General features: G+C 46.6%; 18 protein-coding genes and 6 tRNA genes. 19 read left to right on the forward strand and 5 right to left on the reverse strand.

Annotated elements, in window-relative coordinates; all coding sequences use genetic code 11:
- Nucleotides 1–142: 142 nt before the first annotated feature.
- From DF182_RS32450 to DF182_RS17885, 7 genes are all read left to right on the forward strand, one after another.
- Nucleotides 143–931 (forward strand): hypothetical protein, encoded by a 789-nt coding sequence (locus tag DF182_RS32450; protein ID WP_161964173.1) that lies wholly within the window; start codon nt 143–145, stop codon nt 929–931.
- On the forward strand, nt 907–2,970 hold the full coding sequence (locus DF182_RS17860) for a ComEA family DNA-binding protein (RefSeq protein WP_161964174.1): 2,064 nt from the start codon (nt 907–909) through the stop codon (nt 2,968–2,970). Before DF182_RS32450 ends, DF182_RS17860 begins: the two co-directional genes overlap by 25 nt.
- 456 nt (nt 2,971–3,426) lie before the next feature.
- A complete protein-coding gene (locus DF182_RS17865) occupies nt 3,427–6,690 on the forward strand; it encodes a SusC/RagA family TonB-linked outer membrane protein (protein ID WP_113617204.1) in 3,264 nt (1,087 codons plus the stop codon).
- A 31-nt stretch (nt 6,691–6,721) separates the two neighbouring features.
- Nucleotides 6,722–8,059, forward strand: a complete 1,338-nt coding sequence (locus DF182_RS17870; RefSeq protein ID WP_113617205.1) for a SusD/RagB family nutrient-binding outer membrane lipoprotein — start codon at nt 6,722–6,724, stop codon at nt 8,057–8,059.
- 87 nt (nt 8,060–8,146) lie between these two features.
- Nucleotides 8,147–8,461 carry a DUF3467 domain-containing protein gene (locus tag DF182_RS17875; RefSeq protein WP_113617206.1) on the forward strand — a complete coding sequence of 105 codons (315 nt, stop codon included), beginning with the start codon at nt 8,147–8,149 and terminating at the stop codon, nt 8,459–8,461.
- 6 nt (nt 8,462–8,467) lie between these two features.
- Nucleotides 8,468–9,541, forward strand: coding sequence for an Ldh family oxidoreductase (locus DF182_RS17880; RefSeq protein WP_113617207.1), 1,074 nt, complete (start codon nt 8,468–8,470; stop codon nt 9,539–9,541).
- A 76-nt stretch (nt 9,542–9,617) separates the two neighbouring features.
- Nucleotides 9,618–10,940: an aspartate kinase gene (locus DF182_RS17885; protein WP_113617208.1), complete on the forward strand. Its 1,323-nt coding sequence runs from the start codon at nt 9,618–9,620 to the stop codon at nt 10,938–10,940.
- A gap of 71 nt (nt 10,941–11,011) precedes the next feature.
- Here the strand turns inward: DF182_RS17885 and DF182_RS17890 are convergent, their stop codons facing one another.
- The 4 genes from DF182_RS17890 to dinB are packed head-to-tail and all read right to left on the reverse strand — an operon-like array spanning nt 11,012 to nt 16,156.
- A complete protein-coding gene (locus DF182_RS17890; RefSeq protein ID WP_113617209.1) occupies nt 11,012–11,473 on the reverse strand; it encodes an RES family NAD+ phosphorylase in 462 nt (153 codons plus the stop codon).
- A 15-nt stretch (nt 11,474–11,488) separates the two neighbouring features.
- On the reverse strand, nt 11,489–11,941 hold the full coding sequence (parS, locus tag DF182_RS17895; protein ID WP_161964175.1) for a type II RES/Xre toxin-antitoxin system antitoxin: 453 nt from the start codon (nt 11,939–11,941) through the stop codon (nt 11,489–11,491).
- 41 nt (nt 11,942–11,982) lie between these two features.
- Nucleotides 11,983–14,940 (reverse strand): DNA polymerase III subunit alpha, encoded by a 2,958-nt coding sequence (locus DF182_RS17900; RefSeq protein ID WP_113617211.1) that lies wholly within the window; start codon nt 14,938–14,940, stop codon nt 11,983–11,985.
- Between the two features lie 4 nt (nt 14,941–14,944).
- Entirely contained in the window at nt 14,945–16,156 is a 1,212-nt protein-coding gene (gene dinB, locus DF182_RS17905; protein WP_113617212.1) for a DNA polymerase IV, read from the reverse strand.
- Nucleotides 16,157–16,439: 283 nt separating this feature from the next.
- Here dinB and DF182_RS17910 point away from each other — a divergent pair, with 283 nt between their 5' ends.
- Entirely contained in the window at nt 16,440–17,114 is a 675-nt protein-coding gene (locus DF182_RS17910; RefSeq protein WP_113617213.1) for an SdpI family protein, read from the forward strand.
- A gap of 80 nt (nt 17,115–17,194) precedes the next feature.
- On the opposite strand, the gene DF182_RS17915 is transcribed toward DF182_RS17910, so the two are convergent.
- The gene (locus DF182_RS17915; protein WP_113617214.1) at nt 17,195–17,641 is read right to left on the reverse strand and encodes a hypothetical protein; all 447 of its coding nucleotides are present in this window, start codon (nt 17,639–17,641) and stop codon (nt 17,195–17,197) included.
- A 108-nt stretch (nt 17,642–17,749) separates the two neighbouring features.
- On the opposite strand from DF182_RS17915, the gene DF182_RS17920 reads away from it, so the two are divergent.
- The 11 genes from DF182_RS17920 to DF182_RS17975 all read left to right on the forward strand — a co-directional run bounded on the left by DF182_RS17920 (nt 17,750) and on the right by DF182_RS17975 (nt 22,794).
- Nucleotides 17,750–18,502 (forward strand): XRE family transcriptional regulator, encoded by a 753-nt coding sequence (locus DF182_RS17920; RefSeq protein WP_113617215.1) that lies wholly within the window; start codon nt 17,750–17,752, stop codon nt 18,500–18,502.
- Between the two features lie 178 nt (nt 18,503–18,680).
- Complete coding sequence (rpsU, locus tag DF182_RS17925) at nt 18,681–18,878, forward strand: 30S ribosomal protein S21 (protein WP_078667072.1); 198 nt, start codon at nt 18,681–18,683, stop codon at nt 18,876–18,878.
- 91 nt (nt 18,879–18,969) lie between these two features.
- Complete coding sequence (locus DF182_RS17930; RefSeq protein ID WP_113619625.1) at nt 18,970–19,908, forward strand: tyrosine-type recombinase/integrase; 939 nt, start codon at nt 18,970–18,972, stop codon at nt 19,906–19,908.
- 163 nt (nt 19,909–20,071) lie between these two features.
- Nucleotides 20,072–20,371, forward strand: a complete 300-nt coding sequence (hpf, locus tag DF182_RS17935; RefSeq protein ID WP_113617216.1) for a ribosome hibernation-promoting factor, HPF/YfiA family — start codon at nt 20,072–20,074, stop codon at nt 20,369–20,371.
- Nucleotides 20,372–20,609: 238 nt separating this feature from the next.
- Nucleotides 20,610–20,686, forward strand: a tRNA-Thr gene (locus DF182_RS17945).
- 54 nt (nt 20,687–20,740) lie between these two features.
- Nucleotides 20,741–20,823 (forward strand) — tRNA-Tyr (locus DF182_RS17950).
- 175 nt (nt 20,824–20,998) lie between these two features.
- Nucleotides 20,999–21,071 (forward strand) — tRNA-Gly (locus tag DF182_RS17955).
- A 25-nt stretch (nt 21,072–21,096) separates the two neighbouring features.
- Nucleotides 21,097–21,168, forward strand: a tRNA-Thr gene (locus tag DF182_RS17960).
- Nucleotides 21,169–21,284: 116 nt separating this feature from the next.
- Nucleotides 21,285–21,359: transfer RNA gene (locus DF182_RS17965), tRNA-Arg, on the forward strand.
- A 72-nt stretch (nt 21,360–21,431) separates the two neighbouring features.
- On the forward strand, nt 21,432–22,619 hold the full coding sequence (gene tuf, locus DF182_RS17970) for an elongation factor Tu (protein WP_113617218.1): 1,188 nt from the start codon (nt 21,432–21,434) through the stop codon (nt 22,617–22,619).
- A 101-nt stretch (nt 22,620–22,720) separates the two neighbouring features.
- Nucleotides 22,721–22,794: transfer RNA gene (locus DF182_RS17975), tRNA-Trp, on the forward strand.
- The last annotated feature ends 70 nt before the right edge of the window (nt 22,795–22,864 follow it).

Raw genomic sequence — 22,864 nt, forward strand, 5'->3', positions numbered from 1 at the left:
GCCAGACGGGGTTTTGTTTTTTCAGGAGAAAATTTTTTTCACGTTAAGATGTGATTAACATTTGCCTGCTTCGCAGGACATATTTTTGTTGAACAGTGAATGTTTGTTGACCGATACATTTTTTGTTAAACCCTTTTTTGCAATGAAGATATTGCTATTGACCATTGTTTGTGTGCCTTGTATGTTAGTAACATCAGCACAATCTTTATGGATGCCACTGGGAAAGGATATTGGCAGTGCCAGTTACAGCCGGCATTTTCAGGATGTGGTATCAGCCGCTTATCAACCTGCGGGATTATCCTGTTTACGTACGTTTTCAGCGGGCTTATATGCAGAACAAAGATTCCGGTTACAGGAGCTGCCGCTGTATATGGCTATGGCGGCTTTTCCTGTAGGTGCCGGTGCGTTTGGACTGCAGTTTTCCCGGATAGGTAGTAGTGCTTACTACCGGCAAAGCGCCGCGCTGGCATATGGAAGATCGCTGGGGCGCAAGGTTGGCCTGGGGATAGGGTTCAATTATGAAACGGAAGTTTTGCCAGGATATGGTTCCCGTAGCTGTCCCGCGGTGACCGGTGGTGTGTTGTATCATCCCGGTATATGCTGGCATGTTGGTCTGCGGGTATATTATTCACCACAGCAGCCTGCTGTTTATAGTGCCGGTATCGGATGGGAAGCAGCAACCGTTTTTTTGCTGACTGCCGAAGTGGTAAAAGCCGCCGATGAAGCCGCATGGATGAGAGCAACAGCCAGTTACAGGATAGCACCGCCACTGGCATTGCAATGGGGAGTAGCCACCAGGGCACCTTTTCATCATGCAGGTGTCAACATTTATTGGCATGCGCTGCGTGTTATGTTTGCAGCCGGCTTTCACCCGCAGTTGGGCATTACACCTTCAACCACTATCATATGGCAGCGGGATTCTACAGAATGATAGGCAGCGTGCTATTGCTGTGTGGTAGCTGGCTGAAGGCAGAAGCCAGGCAGGAAGAATCCATGCCACCCCTGATGGAGAATGCCCTGGAAAACGAAACAGCCGGCAATGATGCGCTACCGGAAGATGATGCCAACTGGCAACGGCTGGAAGCTTATACTCGTCATAAGATACAGCTCAATACCGCAGATGAGGTCACATTGCAGTCGTTAGGAATGCTGACCGCACTGCAGATCAGTAATTTTATAGCCTATCGGCGTTTGCTGGGGAATCTCGTGAGTATTTATGAATTGCAGGCGGTGCCTGGCTTTGAGCCGGAGCTGATCCGGCAGCTGCTGCCCTATGTCAGGGTCGGCGATGATCTGGCTCCTCATTATACCTTGCACGACTACCTGCATAAAGGTGATCATGTGTGGCTGCTCCGTTATAGCAGGCAGCTGGAGAAAGCACGGGGATACCGGCATACTGACAGTACGCCGGCAATGTACAGGGGTAGTCCTGATAAGGTATTGTTAAGGTACCGCTATAGCTTTCCCCGTTATATCAGCTGGGGGATCACTATGGAAAAGGATGCAGGGGAGCCGTGGGGCGGTTACCGCCGTCAATACGGTTTTGATTTCTATAGTGGGCACCTGTTTCTACGGAATATAGGCCGGCTGAAAGCGGTGGCTATCGGTGATTTTACGGCCAACCTGGGTCAGGGGCTGCTCAACTGGCAATCGCAGGCTTATGGAAAGGGAGCTGCAGTCATGCATATAAAAAGGGAAGGGGAGATACTACGGCCCTATACCTCAGCAGGGGAGTATTATTTTTTCAGAGGAGCTGCCGCCACCTGGCAGCAAAAGGCATGGCAGATAACCATCCTGGCTTCCTGGCGCCAGCTCGATGGAAGTCTCAATGCTGCAGATACCTTGCAGGATGTATCGGCCACTTCACTGGTAAGTAGTGGTTATCACCGTACCCTCACCGAAATATCGAAGAAAGGAAGCATACAACAACTGAGCAGTGGTGGAAATATAAGGTACCAAACGCGGCGCTGGCAGGTAGGTGTTAATATGATCTCACACCGGCTTACACCGCCATTGCAAAAGGAACAACACCCTTATAATCAGTTTGAGTTCAATGGTGCACAGCTGACCGGCGTCAGCGTAGACTACGCAGCTTACTGGAAAAATGTCCACCTGTTTGGAGAAGCAGCAGTGAGTGATAACAGGAAACCTGCCCTGATACAGGGAATACTGACCAGTTTATCGCCCGCAGTGGATATGTCGGTCGTATACCGGTACTATGATAAAGCCTATCAGTCTTTTTATGCCAAAGGGTTTGGTGATAACTACCGGACTGTCAACGAAAAAGGTTTGTATACAGGTCTTTCAGTACAGGTTACACCCCGATGTAAGCTGGACGCTTATACGGATATTTTTCATTTCCCCTGGCTAAAATACAGGGCAGATGCACCATCTGATGGATCGGAGTTTTTATTACAACTAACGTATGCGCCGGATAAAAAGAAGCGTTTTCTGCTGCGGTTCAACAGCAGAAAATATGAAGAGAACCTGCTGGTGTCCGGTAATGCATTAAAAATATTATCAGGTATAACTACGACGCATATACGATTTCAGGGAGATTGCCAGTACCGGCAATACTGGTCTTTTAAAGTGCGGGGAGAGTACAGCCGGTATATGGCAGCTACTGGCAATCAGACAGGCTGGATGTTTTATGGTGATGTAGCCTGCCGGCTACCACGGTGGCCTATAACGGTGAATGCCAGGCTGGCGCGTTTTCAAACCGATAATTATGATACCCGCATGTATGCTTATGAACGCAGTGTACTATACGACAATGCAGTATCTCAGCTGTATGGACGGGGATGGGAGTATTATCTGAATATGAAGTATAAGGTGAATAAACAGCTGTCGTGCTGGATGCGTGTCCATCAGACAATTTATCCAGGTAAGCAGGTAATTGGTACTGGATGGGACGCATTATCAGGCAACAAGAAAACCTTTTTTCAGTTGCAACTAATGCAAACGTTATAGATGATTATTGAAGAATATTAATTTTTATCCATTTAAAATATTGATTATTAATTCATTATGCACTTTGGGTCATTTCCTGTTAAAATAATGTTAAGTACAAAGGATTTAGCATTCATTTTTTTTATAACTTGGAGTTGTTCAACCAAAATCTAAATCCTAAAAAAATAAATAACCAATGAGCTGCTTTTACCTTAAAGCTTGTGCCCTTTAGCAGTGATTTCCCCTGCTTGTTTTAGGTTTCTCGTTTGCTTGTTTTGCTCGTTTGCTTGTGATACAATTTAGAAATGGTTTTTTTGCTGTTACACCTTAAGCAAAGTTAATCAGATGCCTGAGTTTTAGCGTATGACACCGATAGTGGTATATGCAGCTGTGACTGCGTATACCAGGATATGATGCCAGTATATAAACGTAGGACGGACGTCCTCTTTCTTTTTCAACCAAATCTGAATCTTTTTTATGAAAAAGGTATTACTCCTTTTTGCCATGCCTATGGCAATTGTAAGTCTGGTCCATGCACAAGAGCGCCAGGTTACAGGTACCGTTAAGGGCAGCGACGGAAGCCCGGTATTAATGGCTACCATACAAATCAAAGGTACTTCCACAGGGACCACCACAGACAAGCAGGGGCATTTCAGTCTGACTGTTAAAGACTCAAAAGCAGTGCTGATTGTCAGAAGTGTGGGCTTCCTCACCAGGGAAGTAACAGTAGGTGATAATCCAACATTATCAGTCGTTCTGCCGGTAGATACCAAAGCCTTACAGGAAGTGGTAGTCACTGCCCTCGGTATCCGCCAGGAGAAAAAAGCAATCGGTTATTCTGCCCAGGATGTAAAGGGTGATGAATTAACCAGAACAGCTCCTTCTAACCCTCTCTCTGCCCTTTCCGGTAAAGTAGCCGGTGCTACAATCATCTCAGCATCCGGTACCCCGGGAGCTGCAGTGAGAGTGCAGTTACGCGGTGCTACTACCATTTTGGGCAGTAACCAACCCCTCTTTGTAATTGACGGTTTGCCGGTGGATAACAGCGAAACAAATACCGGCAGCGACGCTTCCGGTACTGCAGGCGTAATGCAATCCAACAGGATGGTTGACATCAACCCCGATGATGTTGAAAATATCACTATCCTGAAAGGCCCCGCCGCTGCTGCATTATACGGTAGCCAGGCCTCCAACGGAGCTATCATTATTACCACCAAAAAAGGAAAACGCTCCGCCGATGGCAGAACCTTCAATGTTTCTTATGGTGTTACCGTGAATTTTGACCAGGTGAATAAATTGCCCGACAGACAAACCAAATACGGACAAGGTATGTACGGAATCCTGTCCAGGCCTGACTTTGTACCCGATACCCTCTTTGCACTCGGCTTTGGTAATGCTGCCAAATCCTATTCATACGGTCCGGCTATAGACACATTGGTATATGACGGTGACAAAAGTTATCTGTGGGACTCCAACGGCAGACTGGTAGGTAAAAGCTCCAACCCAGGCGGGAAAGCAGCCAATATATATGATCCGTATAAATTCTTCCAGACAGGAGTAGGGGTACAACACAACCTGGCCGTGACCGGCGGAAATGCCAACCTGGGTTATCGGGTGTCTGTTTCCCACTTCAACCAGGAAGCTATTATCCCACAAAATAATTTCAAGAAAACCACTGTCGCATTTTCGACAGATTATAAATACAACGATAAATTTAATGTCATCACCTCTCTCAACTATGTTAACTCCGGCGGTAGCCGCCCGCAACAAGGTAGTAACACCAGTGGTGTAATGCTGGGCCTGCTCCGTACCACCCCAACTTTCGACAACTCCGGTGGTACCAGCGGATCTACAGATCCAAGGGCTTACATGTTACAGGACAACTCCGGTAACCAAAGAAGCTACCGCGGAAAAGGAGGATACGATAACCCTTACTGGACCGTGAATATGAACCCTTACCATGATGATGTGCAACGTGTATTCGGTACCGTAGGAGCTATCTACAAACCATTTGAATGGTTATCTATTACAGAAAGGTTTGGTGGTGATTATTCACTGGACAATCGTAAACAGATTTACTCCAAAAACTCCGCTGGCTTCCCTTCCGGACAGTACTTTGAAGACCAGCTCAGCACACTCGTTATTAACAACGACCTGTTTGCAACATTGACCAAACACGCTGGCAAATTCGACTACTCCTTGCTGGTAGGTCAGAACGTGTACGACCTGAAAACAAAATACCTGCACACCCAGGGTGATGGCTTTAGCTCCAACGATTTCCAGGGTGTTACCAATACTTCCAGCAACAGCCTGTCTATCGGCAACACCCGCCAGCGCCGCGTGGCCTTTTATGGAAAAGCCAATGTAGCATTCAGTAACTACCTGTTCCTGGAATTAACAGGCAGGTATGAAGGAAACAGTACCTTGCCCACTCAAAACCAATTCTTCTTCTATCCGGCTGCCAGTCTGGGTTATATCTTCTCAGAAGGACTTAACCTGAAAAGCAATGCTTTCACCTATGGTAAAGTACGCCTCGCTTATTCCAGCGTGGGCAGGGGCTTAAATCCTTATAGTCTCCAGACTTATTACACGCAGGCCGGTGTGGGCGATGGCTGGACAAATGGTGTGAGCTTCCCGTACAATGGTCGTGTAGGTTTCCTGACCAGCGGAACATTGGGCAACCCCCACCTGACGGCTGAAAAAACCAATCAGCTCGAAATAGGAACAGAACTGCGTTTCCTGGATAACCGTATCGGACTTGATTATACCTATTACAGAGGAAAAAGTAATAACCTGTTGAATGCTGTTACCATTGCCAGCAGCAGTGGTTACGGACAAGTATACCTGAATGCTGCTTCCATGCAGAACCAGGGCCATGAGGTAACACTGACCCTGGAGCCGGTTAAAACAAAAAATTTTAACTGGAATATGGCTTTCACCTATTTCCAGAATCGTAACAAGGTGCTGAAATTAGCCGATGGTATCGATCGTTTCGATTTCAATGGTTTTACCGGCATATTCGTTTCTGCTATTGTGGGTAAACAATATGGCTCTCTCTACGGTACCGGCTATTTGAAAGATGCACAAGGCCATTTGGTGATTAATGATAAGGGCGCTCCCGGCGACGGAGCTTATGGCCTGCCTATCGTATATGACCCACTGCAGTACCTCGGTGATGTAAACCCTAAATGGTCCGGATCCGTTGGCAACACCTTTACCTACAAAGGCATCTCCCTCTATGTATTGTTTGAAACCAAACAGAAATTTGATATGTGGAACGGTACCTGGGGTGCCATGACCAACTTCGGAGTAAGCTCCAATACTCTGGAGAGAGGAACGCAGAAAGTATTTGACGGTGTAAAAGGCCACCTGGACGATAACGGTCAGCTGGTAACCAAGGGCGAAAAAAATGACATAAAAGGAGATATTAATGCAGACTACTACACTGGTGTAGGAAGTGGTTTTACAGTAAACGAACCCTTTGTCCAGGATGCTAGCTGGATCCGCTTGCGTGAGGTGTCCCTGGGATATCGTATTGACGGAAAAAAACTGTTTAAAAATAAACGTTTATTCGATGCCGTTACTGTAACCGCAATCGCCAGAAATCTTTGGCTGCATACCAAATACACTGGTGTAGACCCGGAAACAAGTTTGTTCGGAACGCAGGAAGCACAAGGGTTTGACTATTTTAACAACCCTGGTACCAAAACCTATGGTTTCAGCCTGAAATTCGATTTCTAGTTGTCATTTTACCCATAAAAAAGAAACGATCATGAGACGCTTACATATATTATCCATCGCTTTGGGCACAATGATTTTAATCATGTCCAGCGGTTGCAAAAAGTACCTCGATGTTAATACAGACCCGGACCGTCCTTTGAATGCTCCTCCAGGGGCTGTTCTCTCGGGTTCTCAGGTCGCACTGGCCTACGTATTGGGTGGTGCCGATTTTTCTCTGGTAACCGGTATTCTCACTAATCAGGTAGATGGCGCTGACAGACAGTTTGCTGCCTATCAGAAATATCTTCTGGTAGCTGATAACTTCAGTAACCCCTGGGGAACGATTTATCAGAATGCTATGAACAACTTTGTGGAGCTGAGGAAAGCAGCAGAAGAAAAAAAGTATCCGTACTTTGCCGGGATCAGCAAAGTGCTGACTGCATATACCCTGTGTGCCAGTACTGATGTATGGGGTGATATTCCTTACAGTGATGCGTTCAAAGGACTGTCTTTCCAGTTTAAGTCCAAGTACGACAAACAACAGGATATCTATAAAACAATAGATCAGCTGATCACTGATGCACTAAAAGATCTGAATACACCTACCAGCGCAGCCGGTACATTACCTGGCAGCAGTGACCTGATGTATGGCGGCAGTACAGCTGCCTGGATAAAATTCGCTAACTCCATCCGTCTGAGGATACTGATCCATCAAACCAAAAGGGACCCTAACGCTGCACAGAAAGTAGTGGACGCTGCAAGTGCCGCTGGTGGCCTTATCAGCACTGGTAAAGATGATGCGCAGCTAAATTTCCTCAATGATGAAAAAAGAGCCAATCCGCTGTATCAGTTTAATTCACAGCGTGACGGATATGCTAGTTATGGTGCGTCTTTTCTATTCACACAGATGGAAGCCCTGAATGATCCCCGTACTGATAAGTATCAGCCTGGTGGTTTCTATGATCAGATCAGTTCACCGGTATTATACATTACCAGCTATGAAGTAAACTTTATCCTGGCGGAAGCACATGCCAGACTGGGACATGTGGCGCAGGCAAAAAGCTACTATGAAGCTGCTATCAAAGGCTCTTTCGATAAAGTAGGTGCTGATATAGGTGGCTACCTTACGGAGACAGGAGTAAGCTTTGACGATGCTACCACAGATGATGCAAGGCTTTCCCTCATCATGACCCAGAAATATTACGCTATGTATCTGCAATCAGAATCTTTTGCAGACTGGCGCCGTACGGGTATTCCAGCGCTTGTTTCCAAAAATCCCGGACAGGAAATTCCCAGACGTTTACCCTATCCGCAAACAGAACTGTCTTACAATAAAGACAATGTGCCTACTGGCATCACACTGACCTCCAGAGTTTGGTGGGATCAATAAGATTTTACCAGTTTAAATAACGAAATAAAAAAAGAGGGCTTATTTGAGCCCTCTTTTTCTATTTTTGTAGGGCTAAATCATACAAATATGGAAAATCAGCACGAAGAGCAGAATCAGCTTAACATCGAGTTAAATGAAGAGATTGCAGAAGGGCAATACGCCAACCTTGCTATAATCACACATTCCAACGCCGAATTTGTAGTGGATTTTGTTAACGTGATGCCCGGCCTGCCCAAGGCTAAAGTCAAGTCCCGCATCATTCTTACCCCTCAGCATGCCAAGCGCTTCATGAAAGCTTTGCAGGATAATATCAAAAAATATGAATCCGTTCATGGTACAATTCAGGACCAGGAGCCGGTTTCAATGCCAATGAATTTTGGAGGTCCCACTGCTCAAGCGTAAAGTACCATGGAACATATTTATTCTTATCATCATCTGACGGAGTTTACCCGGGAAGTTTTTATTCGCATGGGTTGCTCTCTGGAACACGCTATGCTTGCCAGCGAAGTGTTGGTAGCCGCGGATCTCAGGGGTATCGATTCTCATGGGGTGGCGCGTTTGTCTGGTTACGTACGTTTATGGGAAGCCAAACGTATCAATGCCCGTCCGAATATCCGTATTGTACATGAAACCCCCAGCACTGCTGTAGTAGATGGTGATGCCGGCCTTGGCCTGGTAGTAGCGCCCTACGCAATGGAGGTGGCCATAAAGAAAGCTGCCGTCGCAGGTACCGGCTGGGTGAGCGTAAAAAACTCCAACCACTTCGGTATAGCAGGATACCATGCCATGAAGGCACTGGACCACGATATGATCGGTATGGCCATGACCAATGCCAGTCCGCTGGTAGCCCCTACTTTCGCCAAAGAGCGGATGCTGGGCACCAATCCTATCGCAGTGGCTATTCCTGCAAAGGAACAGCCAGCTTTTGTGGCCGACTTTGCCACTACCACTGCTGCTAATGGTAAACTGGAAATATTACAGCGTAAGAACCTGGAAGCACCCTATGGATGGATTCAGGATAAAGAAGGTAATCCCAGCACCAACCCGCACGAACTCAAGGATGGTGGTGCATTGCTGCCACTGGGAGGCGACCGTGACCACGGAAGTCATAAAGGGTATTGTTTGGGAGCAATAGTTGATATATTTTCGGCCGTCCTTTCAGGCGCTAATTACGGACCCTGGGCACCGCCATTTGTGAGTTTCCTCCCACTGGCGCCCGATCCTGTAGGAGAAGGCCTTGGACATTTCTTCGGAGCCATGCGCGTAGATGCTTTCCGCCCTGCGGAAGAATTCAAAACGCATATGGACACCTGGATCAGCCGTTTCCGCGCCGCCGTGCCGGTAGAAGGTAAACAGGTGCTCATCCCCGGTGATCCCGAAAGAGAAATGCAACAGCATCGGCTGCAAAACGGAATACCCGTACTGGCGCCGGTAGTAAAAGATATGCAGGAAGTAGCGGCTAAATTCAAATTGAATTTTTAATTCTCAATCATTCATATAAACCGCCCGGGAGCAGCTTTAAACTATTCCCGTTGCAGACAAAAACAAATATACGCAGATGAAAGTGTTAAAATTTGGTGGAACCTCCGTGGGAAAACCAGAGCGCATGCATTCAGTAGCACAACTGATCACCGCAGATAATGATCAGAAAATTGTGGTACTGTCTGCCTTGTCAGGCACCACAAACTCACTTGTGGAAATCAGCCAGTCATTGTCAGAAGGCAAAAAAACACAGGCGAAGCAGCAGATAGATAAGCTGGAAAGCCACTACCGGACCTTTTGCGAAGAACTGGTGAAGCAGGACGATGGCCGCGCCAAAGCTAAAGCCATCGTTGATGAACACTTTGAATTTCTGAATATCATACTGAAGATATCTTTCAATGAAGCATTGAATAAAGATATCCTCGCCCAGGGTGAGCTGCTGTCTACCCGCCTGTTCTGCGCATATCTGGAAGAAGCCGGCATCCCTGCCGTACTGCTGCCAGCACTCGATTTCATGAGCATCGATGAATACGAAGAACCGGAAATTCCTAAAATCAAAATCAAACTGGCTAACCTGATCAGCCAGCATAAAGATCAGTATATCTTCATCACACAGGGATATATCTGCCGCAATGCCAAAGGAGAAGTGGATAACCTGAAACGCGGTGGTAGTGATTATTCTGCTTCCCTGATCGGAGCTGCTATCCAGGCTTCTGAAATACAGATCTGGACTGACATTGACGGTATGCATAACAACGATCCTCGTGTGGTGAAAAAAACTTTCCCCATCGATCAGTTGTCCTTCGATGAAGCTGCAGAACTGGCCTATTTTGGCGCTAAAATCCTGCACCCGGCTTCTATCTGGCCTGCCCAGCATTTTAATATCCCGGTGAAGCTGCTCAACACCATGCAGCCGGAAGCAAAAGGCACCATCATCACCGAACTGCCTAATGGTAACGGTGTGAAAGCCATCGCTGCAAAAGATGGTATCATCGCCATCAAGATCAAATCCAGCCGCATGCTGCTGGCATACGGTTTCCTCCGGAAAATATTTGAAGTATTCGAAAAATACCGCACACCAATCGATATGATCACCACTTCTGAAGTGGCAGTATCACTTACCATCGATAGTCAGGTGAACCTTGATCAGATCCTGAAGGAACTACAGCCGTTCGGTACCGTGGAGCTGGACCACCACCAGACCATCGTTTCTATCGTAGGTAACGAAGTGGCAGCTACTCCTTCCATCATCACCAAACTGTTTGATGCATTGGAAGGCACACCGTTACGGATGATCTCCTACGGCGGTAGCAGACACAATATTTCCATTCTGGTTAATGGCCAGTACAAGGATAAAACCCTGCAGGTGCTTAATAAAGGGCTGTTTGGCCTGGAATAGTCCGGCAGAGAAAAATATAAAAAGAGCGGCTGTACCCACAGGTACAGCCGCTCTTTTTATATATGGATGTTTTATACTTTTCTTAGCCGCTGATCAAATACAAACGGTTGGGTGGTGATGATGGAGATATTGGCTGCCTCGGGATGCAGCGGATTGATGAGGTAGTTAAATTCTTCTGCAATCACCACAGAAGGTATTTTGAGTATGGCATAACGCGCTGTGTCCACCCATTCGTCGCCGATACATTGTAGTTCAGGGAATGGTGCAAGTGATTGCCAGCCTGAAGGCAGGTCCTGTTTGGTGATAGTTCTGATGGCAATATCGTCGGGGATGTGGATAGTGGCAATACAGAAGTCCTGTACAATATTTTTTAGCGGGATATGTACCAGTACTTCCAGCGCAGACAGCGCTCTGCTGCCAGCGGTGTATACGATCGCATGCCCCGGGCTGTTCCACCGGCCGCCGTATAACCGCGCACCTGTGCCTGTAAGATCATTGATGTAAGCGCACTTACTGATCCTGTATACTTCCATGGATGAAGGTTGATATTATGCAAAAAGTCCGTGTTCTATACGCCCCAGCTCATCCAGTATGAGCTGAAAACCAAAAGTGGTGTCGAGGAGCGAAATAGGGAGTTGATAGTTGAAGGCTGGGAGTGGGGTACGCATCCATTCCTTGAAATTTTCCAGATTACCGAAAACTTCGGTACCCCTTTGGTAAAGCTGGGAGAGAAGAATGGCGCGTTCGGAGGTGTCGGCAGAAAGTTTGGCGTCATCTGCATACCGTTGTAAGGTCCTTTCCGAGATATGCAGCACTTGCGCCAGTTCTGCCAGTGAAAAAGAAAGCTGGCGGCTCAGATTTAATAACGCTCTTTTCAGCACGCCACTGCGGGATAGCTGAATAAAATCAAAATAACCACTACCGGGAACATAGGCTGCTCCTGGTTCTTCCACAACCATTAATGCATTCTCCTGCACATGGTATTTTTTAGCATGTTTCATAATGCCTGACATTTGACACAAAAATACAACATTTTGTCGTGTTATCGGATTTTTTTATCCTCGAAATAGCCGATCTTTCGCATCTGGCTGATTTCCAGTGTGATAACGCTGTATTCAGCAACTACCTTGCCCTGCAGGATATAAAAACCACCCTTCTGAAAAGGGTATTGCCGCAGGCTGTCAGGAAAATGTACTGTATCAATAAAATGACCATCCCGGTCGAGGAAAGTGCCAAAACACATCGGCTCACCTTTGGATGTGCGCATAAACTTGGTGGTGACCAGATAACCCAGGGTAGTGACAGGTAGATGGATATACTTGTTGAAATTACGGGAAGGGATATACGCAGACTGATCATGCGACAGCACCTCAAAAGGTGATAGCAGCGGGAATCCCAGCAGATCAATTTCATCGAAGGCGTCTTCATGTACATGGTAGGCCAGTTCCGGCAGTTCACAGTCAACCGGTGCCGCGCTGAAGAGCGACATGGTATGGGAGGAGGTATTGGTATCTTTCTGACGCACCAGCAAACTGCTTTTCCACAACAGCTGTTTTTTAGTATGTCCGGTGAAATGAAAACAGTCGATGCGGATCAACAGCTCCAGCTGTTCTGCACCAGGGGCTATTCTGGCACAAAAATCTTCCAGATGCAGGTAGGGGCCGTATTGCCGGCGCTCTTCCAGTATTCGTTCTGCCAGCGCCTGTTCCAGCCCTTCTACATGAATAAAGCCTACATATACATCTTCCCCTTTGATATTGGTAGAATAGTCGCTGTTGTTGATGCAGGGCGGATGCAGCCGGACACCGGTTTTTTTCAGCTCCCGGAAATACAGTTCCCGGTTATAGAAGCCACCGAAGTTATTGATAACGGCCACCATAAACTCTGCCGGGAAGTAGGTTTTCAGATACAGGCTTTGGTAACTCTCTACGGCGAAGCTGGCGGAGTGGGCTTTGGAGAAGGAGAAGTTAGCAAAACTGGCAATCTGCCGCCACACTTCCACCGACACTTCATAAGGCCGTCCCAGTTTAGCGCAGTTGGCAAAAAATCTTTCCTGGATCTGCTCAAATTCTTTAGTACCACGGTATTTCCCTGCCATGGCCCGCCGCAGCGTATCTGCATCGGCTAGTTCCATATTAGCATACTGGTGGGCCACTTTGATCACATCTTCCTGATACACCATAATACCAAAGGTTTCCTTCAGCAGATTCTCAATAATAGGGTGCAGATAAGTAACAGCAGCGGGATTGCGATAACTTTGAATGTATTGTTTCATCATGCCCGACTGGGCTACTCCCGGCCGGATGATAGAGCTGGCGGCTACCAGCGCCAGGTAATTGTCACATTCCAGTTTCTGCAGCAGCTGCCGCATGGCAGGAGATTCAATATAAAAACAACCGATCGTATTCACCTTTTTCAGGTTTTCCCGCACTTGAGTATCGATGGTGAAAGCTTTTACATTGTGAATATCGACGTCTACATGTTTGTTTTCGCGGATAAGACCGATCGCATCGCGGATATGTCCCAGGCCGCGCTGACTGAGGATATCGAACTTATACAGCCCGATACGTTCCGCCTGCCACATGTCCAGTTGCGCGGTGCTGAAGCCTTTGGGCGGCAGGTAGGTGGTGCAGTAATGATGAATAGGTTCATCGCTGATAAGAATACCGCCGGCATGTATACTGAGATGGTTGGGAAAAGATTTTTCCTGGTCCATCAGTTTGCTGAAATGCAGGATTTTGCGCTGGATATTGTCTTCATTCAGCTGTATGTTGAAACCGTTCTCCAGAATCTTATCGATTTCTTTTTTGGGAAGTCCATACACCTTGCCCATCTCCCGGATAATGGCATTGGTCTGGAAAGTGGTGACAGTGCCCAGCAGGGCGGTATGTTCCCTTCCGTATTTATCAAAAACATACTGAATGATCTCGTCGCGGTCACGCCAGGAAAAATCGATGTCAAAGTCCGGTGGTGAAGTGCGGTAAGGATTCAGGAAACGTTCAAAAAACAGGTCCAGTTCTATCGGGTCTACATCTGTTATTTTCAGGCAGTAGGCTACGATGGAGTTGGCGCCGCTGCCGCGTCCTACGTAAAAGAAACCTCGTTCCTGTGCGTAGCGGATAATATCCCAGGAGATGAGAAAGTATGCTTCAAACTCCAGCTGGGCAACGATTTTTAACTCACTCTCTATACGGCGTACTGCTTCCGGATTGTCTTTGCCGTAGCGGTATTCCATGCCTTCATAGGCCAGTGTCCGCAGTTTTTGCCGGTCTTCTTCCACACTGCTGAGAAAACATTTCCGGTTGCGGGGAACGTTCATTTCCATGTCTACCGTGCAGGTTTCCAGGATACGAAGGGTGTTTTCCACAATATGGGGGTATTGCTCAAAATGCTCCACCATTTTGGCGGGATGAATGAACTGGTCGTGGATAGTGCCGGTGGTATGGGGTTCTAGCTGGGAGATGAGGATGTTCTGATCGATGGCGCGCAATATCCGGTGTAGTTCAAAGTGTTCCTTGTCCTGAAAGGTGACAGGATGCATGACCACCAGTTTGTGGCGGATACTGAAGGTGTCTACGCGGAACAGCTTATTGATATCACGGGGTTTAATGCCTAGTAGTTCATGTGGGAGGAGTGTCTCGGGTGCGAGGCTGCCCCAGGTATAGATGGCGTAGGTGCCGGGTAGGGCCGGGGCCCGGTCAGGGAATGGTTGGCCGCTATGCAGGTATTCAGAAAGAAACTGGTTGATCTGATACCAGCCTTCCTGGTTGCGGGCCAGGAGTATGTAGCGGAAAGTGGTTTGCTGATGGCATTCCACGCCCAGCACCGGTTTGATCAGGTGTTGCCTGCATTGCTCCACAAACTCCCAGGCATCGGAGGTGATGTTGATATTAGTGAGGGCCAGGGTGGTAATGCCCAGCTGAGCGGCTTTTTCGACCAGCATGCCTGCGGGCATGGTGCCGTAGCGCAGACTGAAAAATGTTTTACAGTTCAGGTACATGGTGTCATCCTTTGTAGTATGGCATGATATCTTTTTGCACAGGATATTTCCGCTGGCCGGGAGGGGCCACATTGGTGCCTTTCATGAGCAGGTCTGCGCCGAAGCGGTTTTTGATATGGTCGATAGCCTGATAAAGGGCGATCATTTCCTGGCTGTCGTCGAAGAGATTGATCTGGTAGTTGCCTTGTACGAGGTGGCTGAATCGTACGCCGATAAGGCGTACCAGCAGGCGGCGGTCATACAGTTTTTTAAACAGGTCTTTTACTTTTTCGAGCAATACATGATCGGAGCAGGAGTAGGGGATAGACATTTGTTTGGTGACAGTTTCAAAGTCGGAGTACCGGATTTTGACGGTCACGCAGCCGGTCAGTTTGTTCTGCTGGCGTAGTTCAAATGCTATTTTTTCGGTCATGCGTACCAGTTCGGCATGGAGGAATTCCATGTCGATGGTATCTGCAGGGAAGGTGCTTTCGGTGGAGATGGATTTTTGTTCATAGTAGGGCACTACTGGAGATTCGTCGATGCCATTGGCTTTTCTCCAGAGGGAGATGCCGTTTTTTCCCATCCAGGCTTCCAGCAGGGAGATGGGCACCTCGCTCAGGGTTTTGACGGTTTCCACACCACGGCGTCGGAGCTGAGCGGCGGTTTCCTTGCCTACCATGGGTATTTTCTCGATGGAGAGAGGGGCGAGGAAATTTTTTTCATGGCCGAACAGTATTTCCAGTTGTCCGTTAGGTTTGGCTTCGTCGGTGGCTACTTTAGACACGAGTTTGTTGGATGCGAGGCCGAAGGAGATGGGCAGGCCGGATTCTTTTATGATGGCTTTTCTCAGTTCCGTGGTCCATTTGAGGGAGCCGAAAAATTTATCCATGCCGGAGAGGTCGAGATAAAACTCATCGATGGATGATTTTTCGTACAAAGGAGCTTTGTCGGCGATGATGCTGGTCACTTCCCGTGATTTTTCGCTGTAGCGGTCCATGTCGCCGCTGCGGACGATGGCATGGGGGCAGAGCCGTAGGGCAGTTTTCATAGGCATGGCCGAGTGGATGCCATAGCGGCGTGCTTCATAACTGCAGGCCGCTACTACGGCGCGGTCGCTGCTGCCGCCTATTAACAGGGGTTTGCCTTTCAACCGGCTATCCTGCTGGCATTCCACCGACACAAAAAAACAATCCAGATCAAAATGCGCGATAGCACGCTGTTGTAACGTGAGCATATAATTCCTGTTTAACAAAGCGATAGGCGGATGGCAGGCCGGGCGTAAGGTCAGCATAGACAGTGATCAGCAGGGCCTGCCAGCCGTAATCACTTTTGTAGCCGCAAGTTACTAAATTTATTAGTAATGCTAAAATAATTAGTATTTCATGGATCGGATTTTATCCCCATTTTCAATTTTCCTATCTTTGATACAACATATCAGACGGGCAATCTGTAGTATAAGGGAATGGTAATGAGGGAATAAGGCGAAAGTGAATGTTGATCTTTTAAACTATCTTCCCATGAAACAAACCAATGCATTGAAGGAGTTTCTCATCCTGGCCCTGCTACTCTTGCCCATGGCTTATCTGGCCATTATCTGGAACAATCTGCCGGTGGATATTCCAACAAGCTTCGACAGGAGTGGGAATCCGGAAGGGATAAATGGCAGAACAGGTTTTCTGCTGTTGATGATCTTTCAGTTTGTGACCAACGCATTGATCTATGCGCTGTTCCGTTATATTCCCCCGGAAGAAAGCAATAGTCCGGTGGTGTCTACGGTTGAACAGCGGGAATATTACCGGGTACGGTTTGCCATACACATTTATCTGGCGTTGTTCTCCTGTTTGATTATCTTTATGGTGAGTCTGGGTAAACCGTTCGAAATGGCGCGCTGGGCTTTTGTGATGATCGGTGTGTTGGTGATCGGTATCGGGTTGTATCTGCGGAAACTGCAAACAACGCCCAACCATTACATCGGGGTGCGAACGCCCTGGACATTGCAGAGCGGTGAGATATGGACCAAAACGCACCAGATGGCGGCTACTTTATGGATCAGTGCTGGTGTGGTGATGATCATTATCAGTTTTTTCCTGCCGCTGATTACCGGGGTGTTTCTGATTTTTTTCGGGGCTATTGTACTGGCAGCCCTGCCTTATATATACTCCTTCCGGTTGTATAATAAGGACAAAGGATAAGTATTTCGTAGTGGTCAATCAATAAAAAGAAAATGGCGGTCAATTGACCGCCATTTTTCATCAATAAGTTTTGCTTGATATTAGTACCAGGCTGCACCCAGTGCCTGACGGAAAGGCCAGGGAATAAGGGCCAGGATCAGGATAAATGCAATGCTGTAGAATATAAGGGCCAGCTTGTGTTTCTGGGCATCGGAAGTGGCTTTTTTCACTTTGGATTTGCCGATATGAACCAGGGCGATGGCAATTACAGCCATAAGAGTGTGCTCAACAGTAAAAAAGCGCAGCGCAGGATTTTTCATAGCAGCGCCCATGTCTGCCAAACCAGCTTTTGCTTTCTCACTAAATACAAAAAATAACAGCAGTCCTACCAATAGCTGGATATCACAGAAGATCATAAAAAATAATCCTGCTTTATTATCGGCTGCGGTGAACGGCGTTTTGCCGGAAACGCCCTTAAATGCGCGGATAACTGCCCAAAGCCCAGCTAATACGATTGCCCATCTCAGAATGGAGTGTAGATGTACCATAACATGTTGATTTTACCGGGCAAAAATAAGCGAAGCGGCTTGAATATATTTGGGATTTTATAAAATTATTTGCTAATTTTGTTAGCAAGGTACTAAATTATTTAGGTTATGTCCGTAGTATGTCAGAATTTGAAATATCTGCGTAAGCAAAAAGGCTGGACGCAGCAAGAGTTTGCAGACAAACTGGGCATCAAGCGTTCTTTGCTGGGTGCATACGAAGAAGAGCGTGCGGAGCCACGTACGGAGGTGCTGGAACAAGTCAGTGACATGTTCCGGGTTTCCATCGATGACCTGCTCCGGCGTGATCTCGGTTCCCAGAAAGATAATTTCCTGGAGAAGCGCCGCCAGCAGAAACTGGGTAGCGCCCGCCAGGCGATACAGTTTGTACCGGTGAAAGCTGCCGCCGGTTACCTTGCCGGCTACAATGACGATGAATTTATTGAGGAGCTCAATACCTTCACCCTGCCTATGCTGGGTGCCGGAGATTACCGCGCCTTTGAAATTGCCGGTGATTCCATGTTGCCTGTTACCTCCGGTTCCGTTATCGTATGCCATAAGGTAGAAGGCTGGGAAGAAATCAAAAACAATGAAACCTATGTGGTCATTACTTCCCGCGAAGGCATTGTTTTTAAAAGAGTGGTGAAAAACACCCGCTCCAAATCCCGGCTTACACTGGTATCAGACAATCCCCAGTTTGAGCCTTATCCGGTGGAAATGGAGGATGTGCTGGAATTATGGCAGTCTGATGCTGTCATCAGCAAATCCAGCCAGCAAAGCCGTATGAGTGTCAACCACCTGGCTGATATGGTCAGCCACCTGCAGGACCAGGTAAGTCTCCTGAAAAAGAAAATCAAAGATTAACGTCACCGGTAATGGGATTTTTTGATAGAATGCACCGGTGAGCAGTGGAATGGATCAATTCCTTTTCCCCTGCATATCAGTACTATACATCAAAAAATCCCGGAATCGGAAATTGGTTTTTTGTTTTTATAAAATGTTATGTTATCTTTGCGTTCCTAAAAAATAAGAGGCAAAAATTATGTTGATCATTGATTCTAAAGATTGCGAAAACATAGACAAGGCGCTTAAAAAATATAAAAAGAAATTTGAGAAAGCACGCATCTTGCTGCAGCTCAGATCCCGCCAGTCTTTCACTAAACCATCTGTTAAACGCCGTACCCAGGTGTTAAAGGCTGTTTACAAACAACAGCTGGCGAGTGGTAAACTTGAAGCTTAGTCCTTGTCTTTAGCCATCACTGGCTGACAACTCAAAATATTTGATGATTGTAAGGTTATTTGATAACTTTACAATCATCAATCTTTTTGCGTTGAACGAAGTACTATATTCCTTAGCCGAGCGGTTCATCTCCCATATCCAGCTCGAAAAGCGATACTCAGAGCATACTTGCACCGCCTATCGCAACGATCTCCTTCAATTTTTCGATTATACTACGGCTGCCTACGGTAATGTGTCCGTAGGAGATATTACCCACGTAATGGTCCGCAGCTGGCTCGCCAGCCTGATGGAAGATGCCATGACAGCCAAAAGCGTTAACCGGAAAATATCCTCCCTTAAATCCTTTTTCAAATTCTGTATCCGCCAGGAGCTGCTGCAGCAGACCCCGATGACCAAAGTGGTAGCGCCTAAAATCAGCCGCCGCCTGCCAGGATTTATTGATGAAAAAGGGATGAAAGCCCTGGAAGACAACCGCAGCCCGGTATCTGTCACCTCACCCATTATTTTTGCAGACGACTTCGAAGGAGATACCCATCGCCTTATTTTCGAAATATTTTACCAGACCGGTATCCGTTTGTCGGAACTGATCTCTTTACAGGAGTTCAGGGTCGATAAAGGTAACCTGTCCATTAAAGTGATGGGCAAGGGAGGAAAAGAACGGATTATTCCGATCAGCAACCGGTTATATGACCAGATCAGTGAGTATATGGCACAGAAACGCCGGCAACTGGAAGAATTTGAATCTGGTGTACTGTTGGTGCATCCGCATAGCGGGCAGCGGTTATATCCCAAATATGTGTACCTCATGGTACGCAAATACCTGACGGACCACGAAATCACTACGTTCCGGAAGAAAAGTCCGCACCTGCTGCGGCATACTTTCGCCACACATCTGACAAACAACGGGGCCGACCTGAAAGCGGTAAAGGACCTGTTGGGCCACGCCAGTCTTACTTCTACACAGATTTATACACATACAACGATAGAACAGCTGAAGAAGGTTTACCAGCAGGCGCATCCTAAGGCGTAACGCACATTTTTTGCACCTTTAACAAAATATTACGCATCAGAAGATCATTGCATTACAAAAGTGAGTATATTTAATACAGAAGTTCTTTCACAATCAAGAGAATGCCTATGACCATAGTTTACTAACTAGAACCTAGATTGTTAAATATTAAAAAATTAGTGTTATGAACGTTCAAATTCAAACTGTGCATTTTGATGCTGATTCAAAACTGATTGATCACGTGAACAAAAAATTGCAGAAGCTGAGCACCTTTTACGATCGGATCATCAGTGTGGATGTGTTTTTAAAGTTGGATAATTTAGCGCATCAGGTTAAAGATAAAATTGCCGAAATAAGAGTACGAATTCCCCGCCAGGACCTCTTTGTGAAGCATGAGTCCAAATCCTTCGAAGAGTCATTTGACTTAGCTTTTGACTCCTTAGTCAACCAGGTTAAAAAGCAAAAGGAAAAGAAATTTCAATAATTTTTTAAAATAATTTTGGAAATATCAATCTCTTTGCTACCTTTGCCATCCCGATTCAAAAAGAGGGTCGGTAAAAGGTAGCAAAGTTCTTTATGGTAGGGCGTTTTCAGCGAGACAGATAAATTTTTAAATATTTGTAACAAACTGAAAAAAAGATTTTGAGATTTGAAAAAATCAATTAATTTTGCGCTCTCTTTCAATGAGTTACTTTTTTGAAAGCAATGTTTTTTGAAAAGATGCCAGCATAGCTCAGTTGGCCAGAGCTACTGATTTGTAATCAGTGGGTCGGGGGTTCGAATCCCTCTGCTGGCTCCACGATTTTAATCTACATCATCTCCTGATGATCAGATGTCAAAATCAAAAACAATTGGGCAGGTTCCAGAGCGGCCAAATGGGGCGGACTGTAAATCCGCTGTCTTTCGACTTCATAGGTTCGAATCCTATCCTGCCCACAAAACGGCGTGTTCCGCCTTTGCCCTTGCAGAGGCGGAACTTAGTTGTTGAGTGGAAGGTGAGTAGTTCAGAAGTGAAGAGTTTGGTCCTGTGTTACAACAGCCTTTATGTTCTTTTATTTATTTGGGAATACTTTAAACAGTGCAATTACCTGTTGTTTAAAGTGTCCATTATGCGGGAGTAGCTCAGTTGGTAGAGCGACAGCCTTCCAAGCTGTAGGTCGCGGGTTCGAACCTCGTCTCCCGCTCGCATAATATTCATGCAATTTTCAAGCTGTTGTAGCTCAGGGGTAGAGCACTTCCTTGGTAAGGAAGAGGTCGAGAGTTCAATTCTCTTCAACAGCTCTTTGAATTTTAGAAGAGAAGAATCATTGTGGTGAGATCATTTCACAACAAACCAACTCCATAAAATTCGAATTTCGGATTCGAATTTGTAAATTCCGCACTCCGAAATAAAACTTAGCGTTGTAGCTCAATGGTAGAGCAACCCACACCTATTTACGGGAAGGACGTGAGTTCAATTCTCATCAACGGTACAAGTTTGTAAAACCGTTTTTTTAAAACAACTATCAATACAATCTTTACAAACCATCTAAAAAGAAAATACAATGGCAAAAGAAACCTTTAAGCGGGATAAACCCCACGTAAACATTGGTACCATCGGCCACGTGGACCACGGTAAAACTACCTTGACTGCTGCCATTACCACAATTCTGGCGAACAAGGGTCTGGCTGAGAAGAGAGGCTATGATGAGATCGATGCGGCTCCTGAAGAAAAAGAAAGAGGTATCACTATCAATACAGCTCACGTAGAGTATCAGACTGCTAGCCGTCACTATGCTCACGTTGACTGCCCTGGTCACGCTGACTATGTGAAAAACATGATCACCGGTGCCGCTCAGATGGACGGTGCTATCCTGGTGGTTGCCGCTACAGACGGTCCTATGCCACAAACAAGAGAGCACATCCTGCTGGCTCGCCAGGTAGGTGTACCTCGTATTGTTGTTTTCATGAACAAAGTTGACCTGGTTGACGATCCTGAGCTGCTGGAACTGGTTGAGATCGAGATCCGTGACCTGTTAACTTCTAACGGCTTCGACGGTGACAACGTTCCTGTTATTCAGGGTTCTGCTACCGGTGCTCTGGCTGGTGACGCTAAATGGATTGGCGCTATCGACCAACTGATGGAAGCTGTTGATACTTACATTCCGCTGCCTCCTCGTCCGGTTGATCAGGACTTCCTGATGTCCGTTGAAGACGTATTCTCTATCACTGGTCGTGGTACTGTTGCTACCGGTCGTATCGAACGCGGTCGTATTAAAGTGGGTGAGAACGTTGAAATCGTAGGTCTGCAGGAAGAACCACTGAAATCTACTTGCACTGGTGTTGAAATGTTCAAAAAACTGCTCGACGAAGGTGAAGCTGGTGACAACGCTGGTCTGCTGCTGCGCGGTATTGAGAAAACTCAGATCCGTCGTGGTATGGTTATCTGCAAACCAGGTTCTATCACTCCGCACACTGAATTCAAATGCGAAGTTTACGTACTGAGCAAAGAAGAAGGTGGCCGTCACACTCCGTTCTTCAACAAATACCGTCCTCAGTTCTACTTCCGTACAACTGACGTAACTGGTGAAGTTGAACTGCCAGCAGGTGTTGAAATGGTTATGCCTGGTGATAACGTAACTCTGACTGTAAAACTGATCCAACCGATCGCTATGGACAAAGGTCTGAAATTCGCTATCCGCGAAGGTGGTCGTACAGTAGGTGCTGGTCAGGTTACTGAAATCCTGAAATAAGTATCTCACAATACTAAAAGCCATTAGCTTCAGCTATTAAATGTCAGGATTTATTATTATATTTGCTGACTGCTGAGAGCTCAACGCTAATGGCTTTATACACGGGTATGGTGCAACGGTAGCATACGGGTCTCCAAAACCTTTGATCTGGGTTCGAATCCTAGTACCCGTGCCAGGTTAATTAAAAATATATAGATGGTTGAATTGTTATTATTATCAAATAGAACAATTCAACCATTTTTAGG

The organism is Chitinophaga flava, assembly GCF_003308995.1.
Taxonomy (GTDB): Bacteria; Bacteroidota; Bacteroidia; order Chitinophagales; family Chitinophagaceae; genus Chitinophaga; species Chitinophaga flava.